This window comes from Streptomyces sp. S186, assembly GCF_051603415.1.
Classification (GTDB): Bacteria; Actinomycetota; Actinomycetes; order Streptomycetales; family Streptomycetaceae; genus Streptomyces.
Genome location: NZ_CP193932.1, coordinates 4706976 through 4726781, shown reverse-complemented (window position 1 = coordinate 4726781; position 19806 = coordinate 4706976). Strand labels below are relative to the sequence as shown.

Below are 19806 nucleotides of genomic sequence, written 5' to 3'. Positions count from 1 at the left end.
CGACATGCCCGATCACACGGATCGCCCTGGTCACACGGATCGCTCTGATCGCCCTGATCGCACGGATCACCGTGCCGACGGGGTCACGCCCGGCCCTGGACCGTCCCCGGAAACCGGCGCCGACAGCGACAGCGACAGCGACAGCAGCAGCGACGCAGGCACCGGCACTGGCACCAGCACTGACGCAGGCGACGACGCTCGCGCGTTCCGTGCGCTGCTGCGCGGCCTGCGGGTCTGGGAGGGGGAGCTGCCGTCCTTCGCCCCGGAGCGGGCGCCCGGCGAGCCGCTGCCGCTGTTCCGGCAGTGGCTGCGGGAGGCCGCCGAAGCCGGCGTCCCCGAGCCGCACACCATGTCGCTGGCCACGGCGGACGCGGCCGGGGACCCGTCCGTGCGCATCGTGATGCTGCACGACGCGGACGAACGCGGCTGGCACTTCGGCACCCACCGCGACAGCCGCAAGGGCCGTGAGCTGGCCGCCCGTCCGCGGGCCGCGCTGGCCTTCTACTGGGCGGCGGTCGGCCGCCAGGTGCGGGTGCGGGGCACGGTGACCGCGGCGAGCCCGGAGGAGAGCGCGGCCGATCTGCACCGCCGCTCCACGGGCGCGCTGGCCGCCGCCCTGGTGGGCCACCAGAGCGCGGTACTCGGCTCGGCCGCCGAGCTGGCTCGCGCCGCGGACGCCGCCTGGGCACGCGCCCGGCGCGAACCGGACGCGCCGGTCCCGAGCTGGACGCTGTATGTGCTGCGCGCCGACGAGGTCGAGTTCTTCCAGGGCGATCAGCATCGACGCCAGCACGTACGCCTCAACTACCGTCGCACGGAGGGTGGTTGGAGGCGAGAGCTGCTCTGGCCGTGAGTCGGGCGCACCGGCCGTCGACAGTCAGCCATCGGCAGCCGGCAGCCGGCAGCCGAAGGGTTCAGGCCGGACGGAAGACCGGTATACGCAAGACCGGTAGGGCATATCCACCGCCCACCGCCGGACCGCCACCGGCCCCCTCTGCCGGCACGGTGCGGAAGTGGACCATGAGCGGCATCCCGATCCGCAGGTCCGGCTCCGCGCAGTCGATCACCTCGGTCATCATCCGGGGGCCTTCGGCCAGTTCGACGACGGCCGCCACGTACGGGACGCGGCCGCCGAAGGGCGGGAGGTCGTTGCGGTGCACGACGGACCAGGTATAGAGGGTGGCACGGCCGCCGGCCGGCTCCCAGCCGACGTCCTCGCTCCAGCAGTACGGGCAGAACTCACGCGGGTAGTGGTGCGCCGCCCCGCACCCCCCGGCCCGGCACCGGCGCAGCAGCAGCCGCCCCTCGGCCGCCGCCTCCCAGTAGGGCCGGGTAAAGGCGTCCACCTCCGGCAGATCGAACCGCGCCACCATCGAACCACCCGCCCTCGCGCTCGCTCTCACCAAATCGACCTGACGGTACGTCAGTTCATCCCATCCCAACCCCGCACCTCTCCACAAGAGGGGGCGACCCAACCTTTACGCCACACACCCATTCCTGACATGACGTCAGTTCAAGTAATCTGACTAAGTGTCAGCTATGGCTGGGCGCGGCGCGGTACGGCGCGCAGTCCACGAGAGCCGTCACACAGGAGCGGGCGTCTGCGATGCTTGGATCGACTCACGGCACCCTCACCACGCACTCCCGGCCGGCCCGCGTCGTGGCCTGCGGGGAGCACTCACCCCACACCGTCCACGGCACCAGCGACCTCGGCGGAACCGACGGCCCGGGGTCCGCCGGCAGCGACGGCTCCGCGGCCGTCCGGGCCGCCGCCGACCGGGACGTCAGCGGCCGCCCGCTGTACGCACCCGTGCCCGACCTGGACCGCTTCTTCCGGCCCGAGTCGGTGGCCGTGATCGGCGCCTCGGACAGCGAGGGCCGCCCCAACACCGGCATCACCCGGCAGCTGATCGCCTGGGCGGAACGGGTCGGCGCCCGGCTCCACCCGGTCAACCCCGGGCGCGAGCAGGTCTTCGGCCTGCCCTGCCACGCCACCGTCGCCGACCTGCCGGAGACCGCCGACCTCGCGGTGCTGCTGGTCGGCGACCCCCTGCCGGTCATCGAGCAACTGACCGAGGCCAAGGTGAAGTTCGCGGTCGCCTTCGCCTCCGGCTTCGCCGAGACCGGCGAGGACGGCGCGGCCGCCCAGGCCCGGCTGGCCGAGGCCGTCGCCCGCTCGGGCCTGCGGCTGCTCGGCCCCAACACCAACCTCAACGCCTTCGAGCGGTTCCGCGACGACCTCGACGGCCCGGCCATCGCCCTGATCACGCAGTCGGGCCACCAGGGCCGGCCGGTCTTCGCCCTCCAGGAGCTGGGCATCCGCCTCTCACACTGGGCCCCGACCGGCAACGAGGCCGATCTGGAGACCGCCGACTTCCTCTCCTATTTCGCCTCCCGTCCCGAGGTCGGCGCGATCGCCGCGTATGTGGAAGGGCTGAAGGACGGCCGTAGCTTCCTGCTGGCCGCCGACCGCGCCGCCCGTAACAAGGTGCCGGTGGTCGTCGTCAAGGTTGGCCGCACCGAGACCGGTGCCCGGACCGCCGCCTCGCACACCGGCAAACTCACCGGCGCGGACGAGGTGGTGGATGCCGCGATGCGGCAGTTCGGTGTGATCCGGGTGGACGGGCTGGACGAGCTCCAGGACACCGCGGCGCTGCTGGCACGGGCCAGGAAACCCACCGCCGAGGGTGTCGCGGTGTATTCGATCTCCGGCGGCACCGGTGCGCACTTCGCCGACCTGGCGACCGCGGCGGGCCTGACCCTCCCCACGCTGTCCGACGCCAAGCAGGCCGAACTCCACCAGTGGATACCGGGCTATCTCCACGTCGCCAACCCGATCGACAACGGCGGGCACCCGGTCGGCGACTGGCGCGGCCGCAAGATCATCGACGCGATCCTCGCCGACCCGTCCGTGGGCGTCCTGATCTGCCCGATCACCGGCCCCTTCCCGCCCATGAGCGACAAACTGGCGCAGGACCTCGTCGGCGCGGCGGAGCACACGGACAAGCTGGTGTGCGTCGTCTGGGGCTCGCCCGTCGGCACCGAGGACGCCTATCGCCGCACCCTCCTCGGCTCCTCCCGGGTGGCGACCTTCCGCACCTTCGCCAACTGCATCACCGCCGTCCACGCCTATCTGGACCACCACCGCTTCACCGCCCACTATCGCTCCCCCTTCGACGACGCCCCCCGCGTGGCCTCCCCCTCCGCCCGCAAGGCCCAGGCCCTGCTGCGCCCCGGCCGGCAGCTCAGCGAGCACGCGGCGAAGCAGCTGCTGCGCGCCTACGGCATCCGCGTACCGCGGGAACAGCTGGTGACCAGCGCGGCGGCGGCCGTCCGGGCGGCGAGCCTGGTCGGCTATCCGGTGGTGCTGAAGGGCTCCGGGCCCGAGCTGGCCCACAAGACCGAACTCGGGCTCGTCAGGGTCGGGTTGACCTCGGCCAGCCAGGTCCGCGAGACCTACCGCGAGCTGACCGAGATCGCCCGCTACGAGGACCTGCCGCTGGACGGCGTCCTCGTCTGCCAGATGATCGAACGCGGCGTCGAGATGGTCGTCGGCGTCACCCCCGACCCGCTCTTCGGGCCGACCGTCTCCGTCGGCCTGGGCGGGGTGCTGGTGGAGGTCCTCCAGGACATCGCGGTGGGCGTCCCGCCCTTCGGGGAGCAGCACGCCCGCACCATGCTCCGCCGCCTGCGCGGCCACGCCCTCCTGGAGGGCGTCCGCGGCATGCCGCCCGCGGACACCGACGCACTGGTCGAGACCGTGCTGCGGGTGCAGCGGATGGCGATGGAACTCGACGGCGAACTGGCGGAGTTGGACATCAACCCGCTGGTCGTCCTGGAACGCGGCCAGGGCGCGGTGGCCCTGGACGCCCTGGCGATCTGCCACTGACCACCACCACGCCGACCGCCCGGCCGACCATCCGCCCGCCGTACTCCGCCCGCTTTCCTGGAGCCGCTCCCCCATGACGTCCACACCTTCCCCCCGTCCCACGGCCGCCGGACCCGCCGAACCCGTCGGCCCGTCCGACCCCACCGAACTCACCGAACCGGCCGAACTCCCCGCCCCCCTCGACTCATTGATACTCCACACCACTGACAACGGCGTCGCCCAGCTCACCCTCAACCGCCCGGACGCCCTCAACGCCCTCACCTCGGAGATGCGCGAACGCCTCATCGGCCTGCTCGCCGACGCCTCCGCCGACCCGGACGTGCGCGCCGTGGTGCTCACCGCGACCGGCAAGGGCTTCTGCGCCGGCGCCGACCTGCGCGGCGCGCCGGCCGCCGGCGACCGGGTCGCGGGCGACGTCGCGCGGATGATCCGGAACGGCGCCCAGCGGTTCATCGCCGCCGTAATGGACTGCGAGAAGCCGGTGATCGCCGCCGTCAACGGCACCGCCGCCGGGATCGGCGCGCATCTCGCGTTCGCCTGCGACCTGGTGCTGGCCGCCGAATCGGCGCGCTTCATCGAGGTGTTCGTCCGCCGCGGGCTGGTCCCGGACGGCGGCGGCGCCTATCTGCTGCCGCGGCTCGTCGGCCCGCAGCGCGCCAAGGAGCTGATGTTCTTCGGCGACGCCGTACCGGCCGCCGACGCCGCCCGGCTGGGCCTGGTCAACCGGGTCGTGCCCGACGGAGAGCTGGCGCCGACCGCCCGGGGGTGGGCCGAGCGCCTCGCCGCCGGCCCCACCCGCGCCCTCGCCCTCACCAAGGCGCTGGTCAACGCCTCCCTCGACGCCGACCGCGGCGCGGCCTTCGCGGCCGAGGCCACCGCCCAGGAGGTCAACATGACGACGGCGGACGCCCGGGAAGGCGTCGCGTCCTTCGTCGAACGCCGCCGACCCACGTTCCGGGGCAAGTGAAGCCCGCGCCCCGCCCACCCTGGTAGCTCACCCCCCAGGGCACTCCGGTACCTCCCGGGTATTACGGGTGCGCACCCCGGGCAGCCATCCCTCCGCCCCCTGCCCGGTGCGCACCAGGTACCACCGCGTGGAGGTGACGCCCTGCTCGTCCCGCACCAGCTGTCCGTCCGGCACCACGCACCGGGCCGTCACCACCTCGCCGTGCCACACCCGGCCCACGGTGTTCCCGCGCGCCGCGTACGCCCGATGCGGGTCCCTGGCCAGCCGCAGCGCGCACTCCAGGGTGTGCGGGGCGCGGCAGGCCGTCTCGCTGTTGTAGACCGTGAGCGGCACCGTCGGCGGCGGCCCGGCCGGTCTGACGTCCACGGCTCCCGGCCGCAGCAGCACCCACCAGACCCCGAGGACCACCGCCGCCACGGCTGCCGCGACCGCCAGCGCGACGGCATACGGGCGCCGCCGCGGCAGCCCGACCACGGTGGCGCCGCCCCGGGACGCCCGGCCCGCCGCCCGCCCGTCCGCCGTGGGCTCCCTGATCCGCTCCCACAGGCCGCCGGGCGTCCCGATCGCCTCGTCGGCCGCCCGCAGTCTCGCCCGCAGCAGGGTCTCGACCTCGTCCTGCCCGCCCGCGCCGTCCCGTCTCCCCGCGCCCACTGTGCCGCTCACCTCCCGGTCTGCCCGTGCTCGGATTCAACGAGGTACGCGCGCAGCCTGTCCAGGGCCCGCGCCCGGTGCCGGGCGGCGGTGCCGCGATGCACCTTCATGATCTTCGCGGCCTGATCGATCGTGTACCCGTCCAGGTCGACGAGGATGACGATGCCCGCCTGCCGGTGCGAGAGCTGCCCCAGCAGCCGCACCGCCTCCAGTTCCGCGTGCCGCCGCGCGACTCCGCCGTCCCACTCGCCGAACCCGCCGCCGGCGGCCGGCCCCGCGCCGACGCCGGCCCCCTCCACCTCGTCGACCTCCTCGACCAGCACCTGCCGCCGCTCCTTGCGGTACGCGTCCCGGGCGACACTGAGGACGGCGGTGAAGGCGTAGGCGTACGGCTCCGGGTGGGCGAGGAAGCGCTGTGGACGGGCGGCGAGCTTGAGGTACGCCTCGTGCACCACGTCCTCCGCGGACTGGCGGGTGCCGGCCAGCATCACGGCCCGGCGGTAGAGCCGCGGCAGCAGCCCGCAGAAGACCTCGTCGAACGCCGCCGCGGGGGTGGCCCCGGAGTCCGGCGGGCCCCCGGAAGCCGTCGGCGACCGCGGCGGGGACGAACTGACGGGGCCACCTGGACGGGCCCCGTGGGAACCTGCATCCGACCCGGAGGTCGGCGGTGTCGCATCGGCCATGTACCGGAACACTCCCCCGTGCTTGGCTACGGCGCGGCCGAGGTGGAAGGTACCCGAGCGCTCGGCAGCCAATCAGGAACGCGTCCCCCAATCTCCCCCGAACCCTTGTGATCCGGCCCACGGTTCACCGCCGAACCACCCGTGTGAGTGGCGCCCGCCATCTTCCCATCTGACGGCCCATCAGCTTCAATGGACGGCATGATGGGACACGCCGGAATGGCGGCCACGGCCATCCACTATCTCCGCTCCGTCGGCGCCCCCACCGCCGCGGCGCCGGCTCCCCCGCCCGCCCGCACCGCCGCCGCGCGCCCCTCGCTGCGCGCCGTCCGCGACGACGAGCGCGCCCCCCTGGACGCGGCCGAATTCCGCTCCGTCCTGGGGCACTTCGCGAGCGGCGTCACGATCATCACGGCCCCCGGTGAGCCGGGCCCGGCCGGTTTCGCCTGCCAGTCCTTCGCCTCGCTCTCCCTGGACCCGCCCCTGGTGGCGTTCATGGTGGGCCGCACTTCGACGACCTGGCCTCGTCTGGCGCGGGCCGGCGTCTTCTGCGTCAACGTGCTCGGCGCCGAACAGGGCGGCCTCTGCCGAGCGTTCGCCGTCAGCGGCGCCGACAAGTTCGCCGGCGTCCACCACACCCCGGCCCCGGTCACCGGTTCCCCCCGCCTCGCGGACGTCCCCGCCTGGGTCGACTGCACGATCCACGCCGTCCACACCGGCGGCGACCACCTCATCGTCGTCGGCCGCGTCGAGGCCCTCGGCACCGACCCGGCCGCCGCACAACAGGGCCCGCTCCTCTTCCACCGGGGCGCGTTCGCCCGCCTCGCCCCGTAGACGCGGCCCCGCGCGAGCAACCGGGACTACCCCCCGAAGACCAGCACCGCCCGCGCCACCCGCCCGCCATGGGTGTCGTCCGCGGCCTTGGCGAAGTCGTCCACCTCATACGTCCTGGTCACCAACTCGTCCAGCAACAGCCGCCCTTCGCGGTACATCCGGGCATAGAGGGCAATGTCCCGCTGCGGACGCGACGACCCGTAACGGCACCCCAGGATGGACTTGTCCAGATACATGGCGGAGACCAGGAAGGACGCCTCGGCGGTGGCCGGCGGGACGCCCAGCAGCACCGCCTGCCCGTGCCGGTCCAGCAGGTCGATCGCCTGCCGGATCAGCCGCGTGCTGCCCACGCACTCGAAGGTGTGGTCGGCCCCGCTCGGCAGGATCTCCTTCACCGCCCGGACACTGTCCGGCACCGCCGACGCGTCCACGAAGTGCGTGGCGCCGAACTGCCGCGCCGACGCCTCCTTCGCCGGGTTGGCGTCCACCGCCACGATCACCGACGCGCCCGCGATCCGCGCGCCCTGGAGCACATTGAGCCCGATCCCGCCGGCCCCGATCACCACCACCGAGTCCCCGCGGTCCACCCGCGCCCGGTTCAGCACCGCGCCCACACCGGTCAGCACCCCGCACCCGATCAACGCGGCCGAGGCAAGCGGGATCTCCTTCGGGATCTTCACCGCCTGCACCGCCTTGACGACCGTACGCTCCGCGAACGCCGAGTTCGAGGCGAAGTTGAACAGCTCCGTGCCGCCCCGCCGGAACGGTTTCGCCGGCATCCCGATCGCCTTGCGGCACATCGTCGGCCGGCCCCGGTCGCACTCCGCGCACGCCCCGCAGTTCGCCAGCGTCGACAGCGCCACATGATCCCCCGGCACCACATGGGCAACGCCCGCCCCGACGGCCTCGACCACCCCCGCACCCTCGTGCCCCAGCACCACCGGCACCGGAAACGGAATCGTCCCGTCGATCACCGACAGATCGCTGTGACACAACCCGGCCGCCCGTATCCCCACCAGCACCTCACCGGGCCCCGGATCCCGTACCTCCAGATCCTCCACAACCCGAACCTGCTCCCCGTCGAACACCACACCCTTCATCCCCACTCCCCTCCGAACAGGCCAACCACCGACAACACCGCCCCCGCACCGGACCACTCACACCAGCCCCCACCCACCGTCTTTCATGACCACCCACGGGAGGGGACGGGTCGGAGGGGCAGGGGTGTGCCGGACGTAAAGCGAAGCAGTCCGGCACACCCCTGCCCCGGAGGCCCGGCACCGCACCCAACAGCCCCGCGCAGCGGACCGGCCCCGCGCCGCAGGCGCAAAAACAACCCACGGCGGGAAAGCCGACAACGTGGGAAGCAAGCCGAGCGCAGCTACTCCTCGGCCCCCGCAGCCCTGGCCATCTCCTCCAACTGCGCCAGCATCGGCATCGGGTCGACCCCCACCGACCCCGCCACCACGTCGGCGACGCGCTCCGGGGTCCAGCCACCCTCGTCGGCGTAAACGGAGCGCAGCTCCCTCGGCTGGGCCCACACCGCGATCTTCGGCCCCGCCACCGTGTACACCTGGCCGGTGACCCCGTCGGCCCGTGCCCGTTCACTGAGCAGGTAGACGACGAACGCCGCCACGTCCTCCGGTTCGCCGATCTCCGTCAGCTCCATCGGCACCTTGGCCGACATCCGCGTCCGGGCGACCGGCGCCACCGCGTTGGCGGTGACCCCGTACTTGTGCAGGCCCAGCGCCGCGCTGCGCACCAGCGAGATGATCCCGCCCTTGGCCGAGGCGTAGTTGGCCTGGGCGACGCTGCCCTGGTGGTTGCCGCTGGTGAACCCGATCAGCGTGCCGGACCGCTGCCGGCGCATCACCGCGGCCGCGGCCCGGAAGACGGTGAACGTCCCCTTCAGATGCGTGGCGACGACCGGATCCCACTCCTCCTCGGACATGTTGAAGAGCATCCGCTCACGCAGGATGCCGGCCACGCACACCACCCCGTCGATCCGCCCGTACTCGGCAAGCGCGGTGTCCACGATCCGCTGCCCGCCGGCCATCGTGGCGACGTCGTCGGCGACGGCCGTGGCGGTGCCGCCCGCCGCCTCGATCTCCTTGACCACGGCCCGGGCCACCTCGCTGCTGGGATCGCCGCCGTCGATGGCGACGCCGTAGTCGTTGACCACCACCTTCGCGCCCTCGGCGGCGGCGGCCAGAGCGACGGCCCGCCCGATGCCGCGGCCGGCGCCCGTGACGGCGACCACCTTGCCGGCCAAGAAGTTCCCCATGCCGCGCCCCTTCCCACGATTTCTGACGGACCGTTAGATTTTTGAGCAGACGCGATACGAGCACAAGCCCCCGAACCAACACCGAACCAACACCGGCCGGCCGGCCACCCACCCCCGCCCCGGAGCCGCCCCCAAGGAGCACCCCATGCCCCTCCCCCAGGAGTTCCACGACATCGCCCGCCGCGTGAACAACTGGGGCCGCTGGGGCCCGGACGACGAGATCGGCACCCTGAACCTGATCACCCCGGACGTGGTGCGCGCCGCCGCCGCAACCGTCCGCAGCGGCCGCCGCGTCCCGCTCGCCCTGCCGCTACGGCAGGACGGCGTGCAGACCGGCGCGATCCCGGGGCGGGTCAACCCGCTGCACACGATGGTCGCCATCAACCAGGAGCTCTTCGGGCCGGGGACCGTCGCCACCTCCGACGACACCGTCACCATGGGCCTCCAGGCCGCCACCCACTGGGACGGCCTCACCCATGTCTCACACTCGGGGCGGCTCTACAACGGCCGGCCCTCCGACGCCGTCACCGCGCACCGCGGCGCCACCGTCCTGGGCATCGAGAAGGCCACCCCGCTCGTCTCCCGCGGCGTGCTGCTGGACGTGGCGCGGGCCCGCGGCACCGACCGGCTGCCGGGCGGGCACGCGGTCACGCCGGAGGACCTGGACGCCGCCGAGGAGTTGGCCGGGACGGCGGTCCGCTCCGGCGACGTGGTCCTGGTCCGGACCGGCCAGCTCCGGCACTACCTGGCCGGCGACCGGGAGGCGTACGCGTTCCCGTCGCCGGGGCTGTCGCTGCGCACCCCGGAGTGGTTCCACGCCCGCGGGGTCGCCGCGGTCGCCAACGACACCCTGACCTTCGAGATCTTCCCGCCGGAGGTCGAGGGCCTGTGGCTGCCGGTGCACGCCCTGCACCTCGTCGAGATGGGCATGCTCCAGGGCCAGAACTGGAACCTGGAGGAGCTGTCGGCGGCCTGCGCGCAGGAGGGCCGTTACGCCTTCCTGCTGTCCGCGGTGGCCGAGCCGTTCGTCGGCGGCACGGGCAGTCCGGTCGCGCCGGTGGCGGTGCTGTGAGGCCCGGCGCACCGTCCAAACCGTCCGCGGTGCCCGACCGGCGCCGGACCGGCCAGGCGGCGGCGCGCGCTGCGCGCCCCGAGCACGGCATCGTGGGCCGCCACCTGGCTCCGGGCCGCGATCCGCACTCGCCAAGGCCGCGGGCCATCGGCCCTGCACGCCCTTGCCGTCCCCTCACGGCGCATCGCTTCCCCAAGAGTGATCACCAGGGAACGCCACGTCAACACCTGGTCTGGACTAATTCCGCGTCAGGCGAACCGATTCAGCGATTTACGACCGATTTGTCGTGACGCTCGTTGACGCTCGTTACGGCGCAAGGCGGGTCATATGCCCCCAGGTCGGCGCCGGCCGCCATCAGCAGCGGCTGCCCGCGGTCGACTTCGCACCAGATCCGCTTGCCGGCTCCCTCGTGCTGCCAGCCCCAGCGGTCCGCGAGGCCGTCGACCAGCTCCAGGCCACGGCCGTTGGTGTCCTCGCCGTCCGCGTGCCGTTGGCGCGGCGGGCGGGCGCTGGCGTCCACCACCTCGACCCGCACGGTGCCCACCACGGCACCCGTGCCCGAGAAGCACATCCGCAGCCGGGCCGACGAGCCCGTGTGCACCACGGCGTTGGTGACCAGCTCCGAGATCAGCAGGATCAGCGTCTCGGCGAGCGGCTCGTCCGCCCCTATTCCCGACCCCGCGAGCCGCGACCGGGCCCACCGCCGCGCCCGCCCCACTTCCGCGGGGTCGGGCCGCACTTCCAACTGCACTTGAAGCACCTGCACCGCTCACACCATCCGAACCGGCGGAAACATCGCCTCGCGCCTCCACGGAGTCACGGTGCGTGACTCCGGCGAAGCACAGCATGGTTGACGTTCAGTCACCGCAACAACCGCTTCGGGCATATTCCAGCGCAAGGGAGTATGCGTGCGGCATACTGTGCGACGCACAGCGCGGGGAGTCGAACATGGGGGGTCGTCGGGGCCTCGCCCGAGGCGAGCGGCGCGCACCCGATGCCCCGGAGCCGTCCTTCCGACGGCACCGTGACATTTGCGCCACAGAACCACTCGCACCCCACGGAGCGTACCCGAGCACGGCGCCGACTCCCCCCTGTGACGAGTCACGCCTAGGACACAACCCGATATCGACCCTCCGTGATCGCTTGTGCGTGAGGGGTCCGACATTTCGCACATCGGTTGGCGGAGTCTGACATCGGCGGCGCGACCCCTGCGCCCGGTACGCCTCCGCGGGCGCCGGCGCACGCCGTCACTCCGCCAGCGCCCGCGCCAGGCGCTCCTCCGCCTCCCGGGCGCCGCCCCAGCGTTCGGCCCGCAACCAGGCCCGTTTGAGGTGCAGATGGACCTCGGCCTCCCAGGTGAAGCCCATCCCGCCGTGCACCTGGAGACAGTCCCGGGCATTGCCCACCGCGGCCTCGTCCGCCAGCAGCTTGGCGCCCGCGATGTCGAGGGCGTCCCCGGTCACCGCCGCCGCGTAGACCGCCGCGCGGGCGAGCTCGGAGCGCACCAGCATCCCGGCACACAGGTGCTTCACCGCCTGGAACGAGCCGATGGGCGCACCGAACTGGGTGCGCTGACGGGCGTACGCCACCGCCGTCTCGACCGTCCGGCCGGCGCTGCCCAGCTGTTCGGCGGCGGTCAGCAGGGCCGCCTCGCGGCGCAGCCGGGACGCGTCCAGGCCCGGCAGCGGGGTGGTACGCGGGCGCCCGGTGACGCGGGCGAGCGGGGTGAGCGGGTCGACGGAGGCGAAGGGCGCGCGGGCCACCTCGGCGGGCGCGCTCCCGTACACCGCGCCGGCGCGCTCCGGCGCACCACCGTCGACGAAGACCAACGCGTCGCAGTGGTCCGGGTGTTCCCACAGCACCGGGTCGGCCGCGCCGTCACACAGGGCGACGATCCGCTCGCCGGTCGCCACGCCGTCCACCGCCCCGGCCAGCAGCTGCCCGGCCACCAGCGGCCCCGGCAGCAGCGCCCGGCCCGCCTCCTCGAAGACCAGCACGGCCTCCGGCAGCCCCAGCCCGACCCCGCCGTCCGCCTCCGGGAGCCGCAGCGCGAAGAACCCGGCGCCGGCCAGTTCCCGCCACAGCCCCCGGTCCGGTGCCGGGGCGTCGACGGCCGCCCGCAGCCGGTCCCGCCCGAAACGGCCGGCCAGCAGCTCCCGGGCCCCGTCCCGCAACGCCCGTTGATCTTCTGTCAATTGGAAGTCCACCTGGCCCGCTCACCGTCCCTTCGGCAGGCCGAGGATCCGCTCGGCGACGATGTTCCGCTGGATCTGCGAGGTGCCCGCGGCGATGGTGTAGGCGAGCGCGGCGAGCCGGTCGGCGACCCAGGGGTGCGCGGCGTCCAGCGCCTGCCCGCCGAGCACCTCGGCCGCCGCGTCGTAGAGCTCCTGGCGGGCGTGCGAGTACCGCAGCTTGAAGACCGAACCGCCGGTACCGGGCACGCCACCCGTACTCTGCGCCTCACTGACGTTCCACTGGGTCAGCCGCCACAGCGCGGCGAACTCGGCGTTCAGCCGGCCCAGACGGCGACGGAGCACGGCGTCGTCCCAGCGCCCGTTGGCGTGCGCGGTGCGGGCGAGTTCCGCGAGCACCCGGCGGCAGGCCACCACCTCGCCGACGAAGGCGGTGCCGCGCTCGAAGGAGAGCGTCACCATCGTCACCCGCCATCCGTCGTGCTCGGCGCCGACGCGGTTGCCGACCGGCACCCAGACCTCGTCGAGGAACACCTCGGCGAACTCCGTGGAGCCGGCCAGCGTCCGCAGCGGTCGCACGGTCACCCCGGGCGCGTCCATCGGCATCGCCAGCCAGCTGATACCGCGGTGCCGGGGGGCCTCCGGGTCGGTGCGGACGAGCAGTTCGCACCAGTCGGCGACCTCGGCGTGCGAGGTCCAGATCTTGCTGCCGGAGACGATGTACGCGTCCCCGTCCCGTACCGCCTTCGTCCGCAGCGCGGCCAGGTCGGAGCCGGCGTCCGGTTCGCTGAAGCCCTGGCACCAGATCTCGTCGCCGCGCAGGATCGGCGGCAGCCAGCGGGCGCGCTGCGCGGCGGTGCCCTCCGCGGCGATGGTCGGGCCCGCGTGCAGCAGCCCGACGAAGTTGGCGCCGACGTACGGGGCGCCGGCCTTCTCGGTCTCCTCCAGGAAGATCAGGTGCTGGGTGGGCGTGGCACCCCGGCCGCCGGCGTCGGCGGGCCAGTGCAGGCCCGCGTACCCCGCGTTGTACAGCATCCGCTGCCAGGCCGCGTCGTAGGCCCGCCGGCCGGGCCAGTCGGTGGCGGCGGGCTTCGGCGGCAGCTTCGGCAGCACCTCGGCGAGCCAGCCGCGCAGCCGGTCCCGGAAGGCTTCTTCCTCGGCGGTGTAGGCGAGGTCCATTTTCTGATGGTGCATCAGATTTCTGGGTCAGGGATACCCCCTGTCGCCGATCGGGCGGAGTCCGTCCGATCCCGCGTACTGGATCAAGGACCTGAACTACCGTGCGTGGACCGGTCGTTACGCGAATGGACCCGAAGCAGGAAACGGAACACGCCATGCCACCGAGGTCGCCGACGACCTCCCCGCCCTCGTCCCCGTCCGTGACAGCAAGGACCAGCACGGCCCCGCGCTCATCTTCTCGGCGGCTGCCTGGTCGTCGTTCGTCGCCGACGTCAAGGGCGGTCAGCCCGGCGGCCGGTAGGAGCTGCTCGCCTGCGCGTACAGCCGGTCCACCTCACCGCGTCCCGTTGCCGGGCCGATGACCAGGACGAGGTGGTAGCGGCCGTTCTGGATCACCGCGAGGTTGCGGGCGTAGAGCCGGCGGCCGGTGGCGTCCGTCCAGGCGAAGGTACCCTCGGCCATCGCCGTCTGACCGACGTCGATCCGCCGCAGTCCGGAGGCCGACGACCAGCCCGCGTCCCGGAACGCCGCCAACTCCGGCTCCCCGGACTGCTGGTACGCCATCGGGTCGGCGCCGAACCGCACGGTGGTGTCGCGGCCGGGCACCACCAGCAGGGTGTAGCCGCCGCCGGTGTAGCGCGCCTGGCCCTGCGGGCTGCCGGTGGCGCGCTGCCAGCCCTCGCGCACCGCTATCCGGAAACCGAGGGGGTCGGTGCGCAGCGCGAAGCCGGGGGCGGCGGTCCCGGGGATGGTGGTCTGCGGGGCGGTGGTGCCCGGCGGGCGGGCGGCGCCCCCGACCGTGCCGTTGCTCTTGCGGTCCGTGTCGGACCCGCCGCCCGCCCCGGACTTCGGCAGGAACACCATGGCGTAGGCGATTCCGGCGACCATCAGCAGCAGGATGACGGTGAGCAGCACCCGCCCCAGGCTGCGCGGGCCCCGCCCCGTCCGCGTCCGCGACCGCTGCGGCGCCGGGCCGACCTCGACCTGGCCCAACAGCTCATGACCCAACAGCTCATGGCCCGGCGGCTCCGGCAGCGCGCCCGGCCAACGGCCCTTGGGCCGCCGCCGGCGCACCAGCTCGCCCCGCCGCCGGACGATCGGCAGCCGCCGCGGATCGGCGGGCCCCGCCGGCGCGGGCAGGGCCACCATCCGGCGGCCCAGATCCGGTTCGGGCGCCGTGCGCACCAGCGCCCGCAGGCGGCCGAGCAGCTCCTCGGCCGTCGGCCGCCCGGCCGGGTCCTGGCACAGCAGCGCCGCGACGACCGGCCGCAGCACCCCGCCGTCCACGGCCTCGGCGGGCCGCTGCGTCCGCACCAGCCGCAGCAGTTCGGCGGCGCTCTCCTCGGGATACGGCGGATACCCCTGCACCGCGCGGAACAACAGCACGCCCACCGCCCACAGATCCGCGGCCGGCCCCACCGGTCCCGCCGGTCCCGCCGGTCCCGCCGCCTCGGCGTTCCCGTCCGCCGGCCCGGCCTGCTCCGGCGCCCAGCGCTCGGCGACCGCGCCGACGAGCTGCAACCGCGCCTGCCGGGCCCGTTCGGCGGCAAGCCCGGTGAGCACCGCGCCGGACGCCGTGTCCACGGCCGCCCCGCCGCCCCCGGCCGCCTCCTTGGCCGGCGATACGGATGCCGACGCCTTGGCCGGCTCCCTCGGCATCGGGTCGTACCCGCACAGCGCCTCCTGCGCCGCGCCCGCCGCCAGGCCCGTCAGGACCGCCCGACCGTCGTCGCAGACCAGGACCGTGCGGGCGGTGATGTTGCGGTGCAGCCAGCCGTGCGCGTGCACGGCGCGCAGGGCGGTGAGCAGATCGGCGGCGAGCTCCGCGGCGCGGTGCGGGCTCAGCGTCCGTCCGGCGAGCAGCTCGGCCAGCGGGCGGGCGGACAGCAGCTCCCCGACGATCCACAGGCTGCCGTCCTGCGCGAAGACGTCGAAGACCTGCTCCAGCAGGGCGTGGTCGGGGAGTTGGGCGGCGGCAGTGGCGGCCTGGACGGCGCGCCGGGCGACCGGGTCCGAGGGGGCGCGCTCGGCACGCCCGCTGACGCTCCCACCGAGGACCGCCGCCGGGCCGCCGCCGAAACCATCCTCCGCACGCCCGTCCGCCGGCCGGCCGTCCGGCGCCAGCACCTCGGCCTCCACCACTTCCGGCAGCGGCACCTGACGGATCAGCACGTCCTGCCGGCTGTAGGTGTCGAAGGCCAGGATCGCGGTGAACGGGCCGGAGCCGTCGGCCGGCGGCGCCGCCAGGCGGTAGCGGTCGGCGAGCACCCGCCCCCCGTCGGCGAGCACCCTCCCCCCGGGCCCGAACGGACGCGGGGACGCCCCCCGTGCGTGCTCGTCCACGATGCGCCTCCCCTCCAGCGGGCGCCACGTCCGCCGGGGCGGCGGCGTACGACTCCGGACTTCTCACGATACGTGGCAGCACCGACAGTTGAGCCCACGGTTGAGCCCGCCGGACCGCCCCACGCGCCGCATCCGTCCCCGGCGACCGCACACCGGACCCGCCAGCCCTACCGCCCTACCGGGGAGTCAGTCCTTGACCGCGAAGGTCCGGAAGGCGGTGTCCCGCAGCTCCCGGCACTCGTCGTCGTCCCAGGCGTCCGCCTGGCAGGTGATCATGATGGCGTAGCCGTGGTGGTCGTCGGCGCGGAAGCCGCGGTTGAGCACCCGCACGTCCTCGCCGCCCTGGTTGCGGGTGAACGCCCAGTCCGCGACGGTCGGATAGCCGCGCCAGCCGATGGCCTTGATGCCCAGCAGGTGGTAGTCGTCGCTGGAGCCGGCCACGCTGGGCTCCAGGCTGCGCCAGGCGGCCGCGGCGTCCTTGCCGGGCGAGTCGTTGTAGTCGACCTGTATGCGCGGGAAGCCGCCGTCGGCGCTGTATATGGCGCCGGAGTGCGACCCCGCCGTGGCGGTCTGGTGGAACCCCTCGGGCATCGCCATGGCGAAGTGGAAGGCGCCGTTGGTGACCTGCGTGAAGCCCTCCGGGGGCGCCGCCCCGTCCTTCTTCCCGCCGTTGCCGTCCTTGGCGTTACCGTCCTTGCCGTCGTTGCCGTTGCCCCCGGTGCCGCCGTCCTTGGCACCGCCCGACGTGCCACCGCCCGACGTCCCGCCGCCCGGGGTGCCCGCGCCGTCCGTGGCGGCGGTACCGCCCGCGTCGGCCGCCTCCGTCGCGTCCCGGCTCGCGGCCGTGCCCTTGGCGCTCTTGCCACCCGTGGCCGCGGAGTCGCCGCCGCTGCTGAACAGCAGTGCCAGCAGCGTCCCGAGGACGACGACCACCACGACGGCCCCGATGATCAGGGTGCGGCGCGGGACGACGTCGGTCACCGAGGCGCGCGGCGGGGCGGGACGGCCGTCACCGTCACCGGGTCTGGAGTCCGGCCGGACCGCCGCGGCGGCGTTCCGCACGGACGCCAGGGCCGCGCGCACCCGCTCCTTGGCGGCGTCCGCGTCGAAACCGGCGCGGGGCGGGGTGCCGGCGCCGGGCGCGGCCGGCCGCGCCACCGCACTGTCCTTGCCGGACTCCCGTGCCGCCGCCGGCTTCGCCGAACCTCCCGAACCGCCGTCCGTGCGCGCGGTGTTCGTCGCGCCCTGAGCCGTCCCGGCGCCGGCACCGGCCGCCGCCGCGGCCGCAGGCTTCGGCTTCTTCGACACCCGCGGCCCGGCCGCGCCACCGGCGGACTTGGTGGCCTTGGCGGACTTGGCGGGCTTGCCACCGGTCCGCTCCGGCCGCTCCGCCCGCTCCCGCTGCTCCGCGGGCACAGTCGGCAGCGTCATCGCCCGCGTCGCGTCCATCGGCGGCTCCGGCTTGGGCTCCGGGGCGTGGATGACCTCCAGCAGCAGGGCCCGCGCCCCGGCCTCGTCCAGCCGGCTCTCCGGGTCCTTCACCAGCAGGCCGTAGATGACGTCCTCCAGCGGGCCGGCGCTCTTGGGCGGCTCGACCGGCTCGGTCATCACGGCGGTGAGGGTGGCGATCGCCGAGCCCTTGTCGTACGGGGGGCCGCCCTCGACGCAGGCGTACAGCAGGCCGCCGAGCGACCACAGGTCGGCCGGCGGGCCCGGCTTCTGGCCGCGGGCCCGCTCCGGCGATATGTACGAGGGCGCGCCGACGAGCATGCCGGTGGAGGTCACCGAGGGGTCGCCCTCGACCTGCGCGATACCGAAGTCGGTGAGCACGACCCGGCCGTCGTCGGAGATCAGGACGTTGGACGGCTTCACGTCGCGGTGCAGGATGCCCTGGCCGTGGGCGGCGCGCAGGACGTCGAGCACCGCGAGGCCGACCTCGGCGGCGCGGCGCGGGGTGAGCGGGCCGTCGTCGCGGACGACCTCGGCCAGCGAGCGGCCCTCGACCAGCTCCATCACGATCCACGGCCGGTCGTCCTCGTCGACCACGTCGTAGACCGTCACCGCGCCGTTGTTGCGGATCCGGGCGATCGCCTTGGCCTCGCGCAGGGTGCGGGTGATCAGGCGCCGCTTCTCGTCCTCCTCGACGCCGCCGGGGAAGCGGAGTTCCTTGACCGCGACCGTGCGGCCCAGGACCTCGTCGTCGGCCCGCCAGACGGTGCCCATCCCGCCCCGGCCGAGAACACCGGCGAGCCGGTACCGGTCGGCGAGCAGCCTGCCCTCCTTGCCGTCCATCTCGACCTCGTCGCCCACGGAATCCCCTCTGCATTCCAGCCGAGTTGACAGCCCCGATACTCCATCGACCGCCAAACTGACCCAACTCGGACAACCCACCCTGGCAGAGCCTTCATTCTCCCTCATCCACGGCCGTGCGGAAGGCCGGGTGGGTGCCGGAAGGTGCCACCCGCCCGTCATGATGTCCCCGACGACGGGAGTTCTTTTTGCCGCTGCGCCCACCTCGCCCGGTCACGCCGGGCCGACCGCACCCGATCGTCCGCCTGCTCCCGGCCGCGCTGGCCGCCCTGTCCCTGACGGCGTGTACGAGCACCCCGCCCGCCTCCGTCGCGCCGACGGCCGGGCCCCGGACCGCCGAGGCGGCCGCGCTGCACCGCCTGGTGGCCGACGGCGCGCCCGGCGCGGCCTCGCTCGTCACCCGGAACGGCCGGCCGTCCTCGTCGCGGTTCGCCGCGGCCGGCGTCGCCGATCTGCGCAGCGGCCGGAAGATGGGCCCCCTGGACCACTTCCGGGCGGGCAGCCTCACCAAGACCCTCGTCGCCACGGTCGTCCTGCAACTCGCCGGCGAGGGCCGGCTCTCGCTCGACGACCGCGCCGCGGACCACCTCCCGCCCGGAATGCCGCTCAGCGGCGCGCACGGCGCGAGCGATCTGCGCCGGGTGACCATCCGCCAACTCCTCGACCACACCAGCGGCCTGTTCAACTACACCGACGACCCCCGCCTCGCCGAACAGCTCTACGGCAAGGGCTTCCTGGCCCACCGCTACGACCGCCACACCCCGGCCGAGCTGCTGCGGATCGCGCTCGGCCACCCGCCGACCGCCGCCCCAGGCGCCCGCTACGCCTACTCCAACACCAACTACCTGGTTCTCGGCCTGGTCATCCGGGGCGTCACCGGGCACCCGTACGCCGAGGAGCTGCGCCGCCGCATCCTGGCCCCGTTCGACCTGCGCGGCACCTCGTTCCCCGGCGACAGCCCGGCGCTGCCCGCGCCGCACGGCCGCGGCTACTCCCGGATCGGCGGCCGCGAGGTGGACAGCACCGCCCTCGACCCCAGCCGGGCCGGCGCGGCCGGCGAGATGATCACCACCCTCGGCGACCTCAACCGGTTCTTCGCCGCGCTGCTCGGCGGCCGGCTCCTGGCGCCCCGCCAGATGGCCGAACTCCGCGGCGAGCAGGCCACCCACGGCGCCTACGGCCTGGGCGTCTACGCCACCCGGCTGCCCTGCGGCGTGACGGTCTGGGGCCACAACGGCGACATCAACGGCTCGTACGCGCAGACCGCCGGCACCGCCGACGGCCGGCACCTGGTCAGCTTCCGGGTCAACACCGACGCCCCGGCCGGCCGGGCCGCCGGCACCGCCGTCCTGGCCGCCGCGTTCTGCCCACCCCACCGCAACCGGCGCGCCTGACCGGAACGGAC

General features: G+C 74.2%; 17 protein-coding genes. 7 read left to right on the top strand and 10 right to left on the bottom strand.

The window, feature by feature from the left end:
- The first annotated feature begins 4 nt into the window (after nucleotides 1–4).
- The gene (locus ACRAS8_RS20450) at nucleotides 5–853 is read left to right on the top strand and encodes a pyridoxine/pyridoxamine 5'-phosphate oxidase (RefSeq protein ID WP_438487440.1); all 849 of its coding nucleotides are present in this window, start codon (nucleotides 5–7) and stop codon (nucleotides 851–853) included.
- A gap of 61 nt (nucleotides 854–914) precedes the next feature.
- Here the strand turns inward: ACRAS8_RS20450 and ACRAS8_RS20445 are convergent, their stop codons facing one another.
- Nucleotides 915–1373, bottom strand: coding sequence for a Zn-ribbon domain-containing OB-fold protein (locus tag ACRAS8_RS20445; RefSeq protein WP_438487439.1), 459 nt, complete (start codon nucleotides 1371–1373; stop codon nucleotides 915–917).
- A 233-nt stretch (nucleotides 1374–1606) separates the two neighbouring features.
- Here ACRAS8_RS20445 and ACRAS8_RS20440 point away from each other — a divergent pair, with 233 nt between their 5' ends.
- Both ACRAS8_RS20440 and ACRAS8_RS20435 read left to right on the top strand, forming a co-directional pair.
- Nucleotides 1607–3889: an acetate--CoA ligase family protein gene (locus ACRAS8_RS20440; protein WP_438487438.1), complete on the top strand. Its 2283-nt coding sequence runs from the start codon at nucleotides 1607–1609 to the stop codon at nucleotides 3887–3889.
- 73 nt (nucleotides 3890–3962) lie between these two features.
- Nucleotides 3963–4856, top strand: coding sequence for an enoyl-CoA hydratase/isomerase family protein (locus tag ACRAS8_RS20435; RefSeq protein ID WP_438487437.1), 894 nt, complete (start codon nucleotides 3963–3965; stop codon nucleotides 4854–4856).
- Nucleotides 4857–4883: 27 nt separating this feature from the next.
- Here ACRAS8_RS20435 and ACRAS8_RS20430 read toward each other — a convergent pair whose 3' ends face one another.
- Together ACRAS8_RS20430 and ACRAS8_RS20425 are read right to left on the bottom strand one after the other, a co-directional pair.
- Complete coding sequence (locus ACRAS8_RS20430; protein ID WP_438487436.1) at nucleotides 4884–5507, bottom strand: hypothetical protein; 624 nt, start codon at nucleotides 5505–5507, stop codon at nucleotides 4884–4886.
- Nucleotides 5508–5515: 8 nt separating this feature from the next.
- On the bottom strand, nucleotides 5516–6190 hold the full coding sequence (locus tag ACRAS8_RS20425; protein ID WP_438487435.1) for an RNA polymerase sigma factor: 675 nt from the start codon (nucleotides 6188–6190) through the stop codon (nucleotides 5516–5518).
- A 189-nt stretch (nucleotides 6191–6379) separates the two neighbouring features.
- Between ACRAS8_RS20425 and ACRAS8_RS20420 the strand changes: the two genes are divergently transcribed.
- Entirely contained in the window at nucleotides 6380–7021 is a 642-nt protein-coding gene (locus ACRAS8_RS20420; protein ID WP_438487434.1) for a flavin reductase family protein, read from the top strand.
- Nucleotides 7022–7047: 26 nt separating this feature from the next.
- Here the strand turns inward: ACRAS8_RS20420 and ACRAS8_RS20415 are convergent, their stop codons facing one another.
- Both ACRAS8_RS20415 and ACRAS8_RS20410 read right to left on the bottom strand, forming a co-directional pair.
- On the bottom strand, nucleotides 7048–8121 hold the full coding sequence (locus ACRAS8_RS20415; RefSeq protein WP_438487433.1) for a Zn-dependent alcohol dehydrogenase: 1074 nt from the start codon (nucleotides 8119–8121) through the stop codon (nucleotides 7048–7050).
- A 281-nt stretch (nucleotides 8122–8402) separates the two neighbouring features.
- Nucleotides 8403–9305 (bottom strand): SDR family NAD(P)-dependent oxidoreductase, encoded by a 903-nt coding sequence (locus ACRAS8_RS20410; protein ID WP_438487432.1) that lies wholly within the window; start codon nucleotides 9303–9305, stop codon nucleotides 8403–8405.
- Nucleotides 9306–9450: 145 nt separating this feature from the next.
- Here ACRAS8_RS20410 and ACRAS8_RS20405 point away from each other — a divergent pair, with 145 nt between their 5' ends.
- The gene (locus tag ACRAS8_RS20405) at nucleotides 9451–10377 is read left to right on the top strand and encodes a cyclase family protein (RefSeq protein ID WP_438487431.1); all 927 of its coding nucleotides are present in this window, start codon (nucleotides 9451–9453) and stop codon (nucleotides 10375–10377) included.
- A 262-nt stretch (nucleotides 10378–10639) separates the two neighbouring features.
- Here the strand turns inward: ACRAS8_RS20405 and ACRAS8_RS20400 are convergent, their stop codons facing one another.
- The 3 genes from ACRAS8_RS20400 to ACRAS8_RS20390 all read right to left on the bottom strand — a co-directional run bounded on the left by ACRAS8_RS20400 (nucleotide 10640) and on the right by ACRAS8_RS20390 (nucleotide 13748).
- Nucleotides 10640–11143 (bottom strand): ATP-binding protein, encoded by a 504-nt coding sequence (locus ACRAS8_RS20400; protein WP_438487430.1) that lies wholly within the window; start codon nucleotides 11141–11143, stop codon nucleotides 10640–10642.
- Between the two features lie 481 nt (nucleotides 11144–11624).
- Nucleotides 11625–12584 carry an acyl-CoA dehydrogenase family protein gene (locus ACRAS8_RS20395; protein ID WP_438487429.1) on the bottom strand — a complete coding sequence of 320 codons (960 nt, stop codon included), beginning with the start codon at nucleotides 12582–12584 and terminating at the stop codon, nucleotides 11625–11627.
- Nucleotides 12585–12593: 9 nt separating this feature from the next.
- Entirely contained in the window at nucleotides 12594–13748 is a 1155-nt protein-coding gene (locus ACRAS8_RS20390) for an acyl-CoA dehydrogenase (RefSeq protein WP_438487428.1), read from the bottom strand.
- Nucleotides 13749–13830: 82 nt separating this feature from the next.
- Here ACRAS8_RS20390 and ACRAS8_RS20385 point away from each other — a divergent pair, with 82 nt between their 5' ends.
- A complete protein-coding gene (locus ACRAS8_RS20385) occupies nucleotides 13831–14049 on the top strand; it encodes a DUF397 domain-containing protein (protein ID WP_438490548.1) in 219 nt (72 codons plus the stop codon).
- Here ACRAS8_RS20385 and ACRAS8_RS20380 read toward each other — a convergent pair.
- The gene (locus ACRAS8_RS20380; protein ID WP_438490547.1) at nucleotides 14031–16037 is read right to left on the bottom strand and encodes a protein kinase; all 2007 of its coding nucleotides are present in this window, start codon (nucleotides 16035–16037) and stop codon (nucleotides 14031–14033) included. The two genes, ACRAS8_RS20385 and ACRAS8_RS20380, sit on opposite strands and share 19 nt — an antisense overlap.
- A gap of 240 nt (nucleotides 16038–16277) precedes the next feature.
- Nucleotides 16278–18401: a protein kinase domain-containing protein gene (locus ACRAS8_RS20375; protein WP_438487427.1), complete on the bottom strand. Its 2124-nt coding sequence runs from the start codon at nucleotides 18399–18401 to the stop codon at nucleotides 16278–16280.
- Nucleotides 18402–18589: 188 nt separating this feature from the next.
- On the opposite strand from ACRAS8_RS20375, the gene ACRAS8_RS20370 reads away from it, so the two are divergent.
- The gene (locus ACRAS8_RS20370) at nucleotides 18590–19795 is read left to right on the top strand and encodes a serine hydrolase domain-containing protein (RefSeq protein ID WP_438487426.1); all 1206 of its coding nucleotides are present in this window, start codon (nucleotides 18590–18592) and stop codon (nucleotides 19793–19795) included.
- The last annotated feature ends 11 nt before the right edge of the window (nucleotides 19796–19806 follow it).

Bases quoted from the DNA above. Each gene is read 5' to 3' on its own strand.
- ACRAS8_RS20450 (WP_438487440.1), top strand. From the start codon at position 5: ATGCCCGATCACACGGATCGCCCTGGTCACACGGATCGCTCTGATCGC.
- ACRAS8_RS20445 (WP_438487439.1), bottom strand. From the start codon at position 1,373: ATGGTGGCGCGGTTCGATCTGCCGGAGGTGGACGCCTTTACCCGGCCC.
- ACRAS8_RS20440 (WP_438487438.1), top strand. From the start codon at position 1,607: ATGCTTGGATCGACTCACGGCACCCTCACCACGCACTCCCGGCCGGCC.
- ACRAS8_RS20435 (WP_438487437.1), top strand. From the start codon at position 3,963: ATGACGTCCACACCTTCCCCCCGTCCCACGGCCGCCGGACCCGCCGAA.
- ACRAS8_RS20425 (WP_438487435.1), bottom strand. From the start codon at position 6,190: ATGGCCGATGCGACACCGCCGACCTCCGGGTCGGATGCAGGTTCCCAC.
- ACRAS8_RS20420 (WP_438487434.1), top strand. From the start codon at position 6,380: ATGGACGGCATGATGGGACACGCCGGAATGGCGGCCACGGCCATCCAC.
- ACRAS8_RS20415 (WP_438487433.1), bottom strand. From the start codon at position 8,121: ATGAAGGGTGTGGTGTTCGACGGGGAGCAGGTTCGGGTTGTGGAGGAT.
- ACRAS8_RS20410 (WP_438487432.1), bottom strand. From the start codon at position 9,305: ATGGGGAACTTCTTGGCCGGCAAGGTGGTCGCCGTCACGGGCGCCGGC.
- ACRAS8_RS20405 (WP_438487431.1), top strand. From the start codon at position 9,451: ATGCCCCTCCCCCAGGAGTTCCACGACATCGCCCGCCGCGTGAACAAC.
- ACRAS8_RS20390 (WP_438487428.1), bottom strand. From the start codon at position 13,748: ATGGACCTCGCCTACACCGCCGAGGAAGAAGCCTTCCGGGACCGGCTG.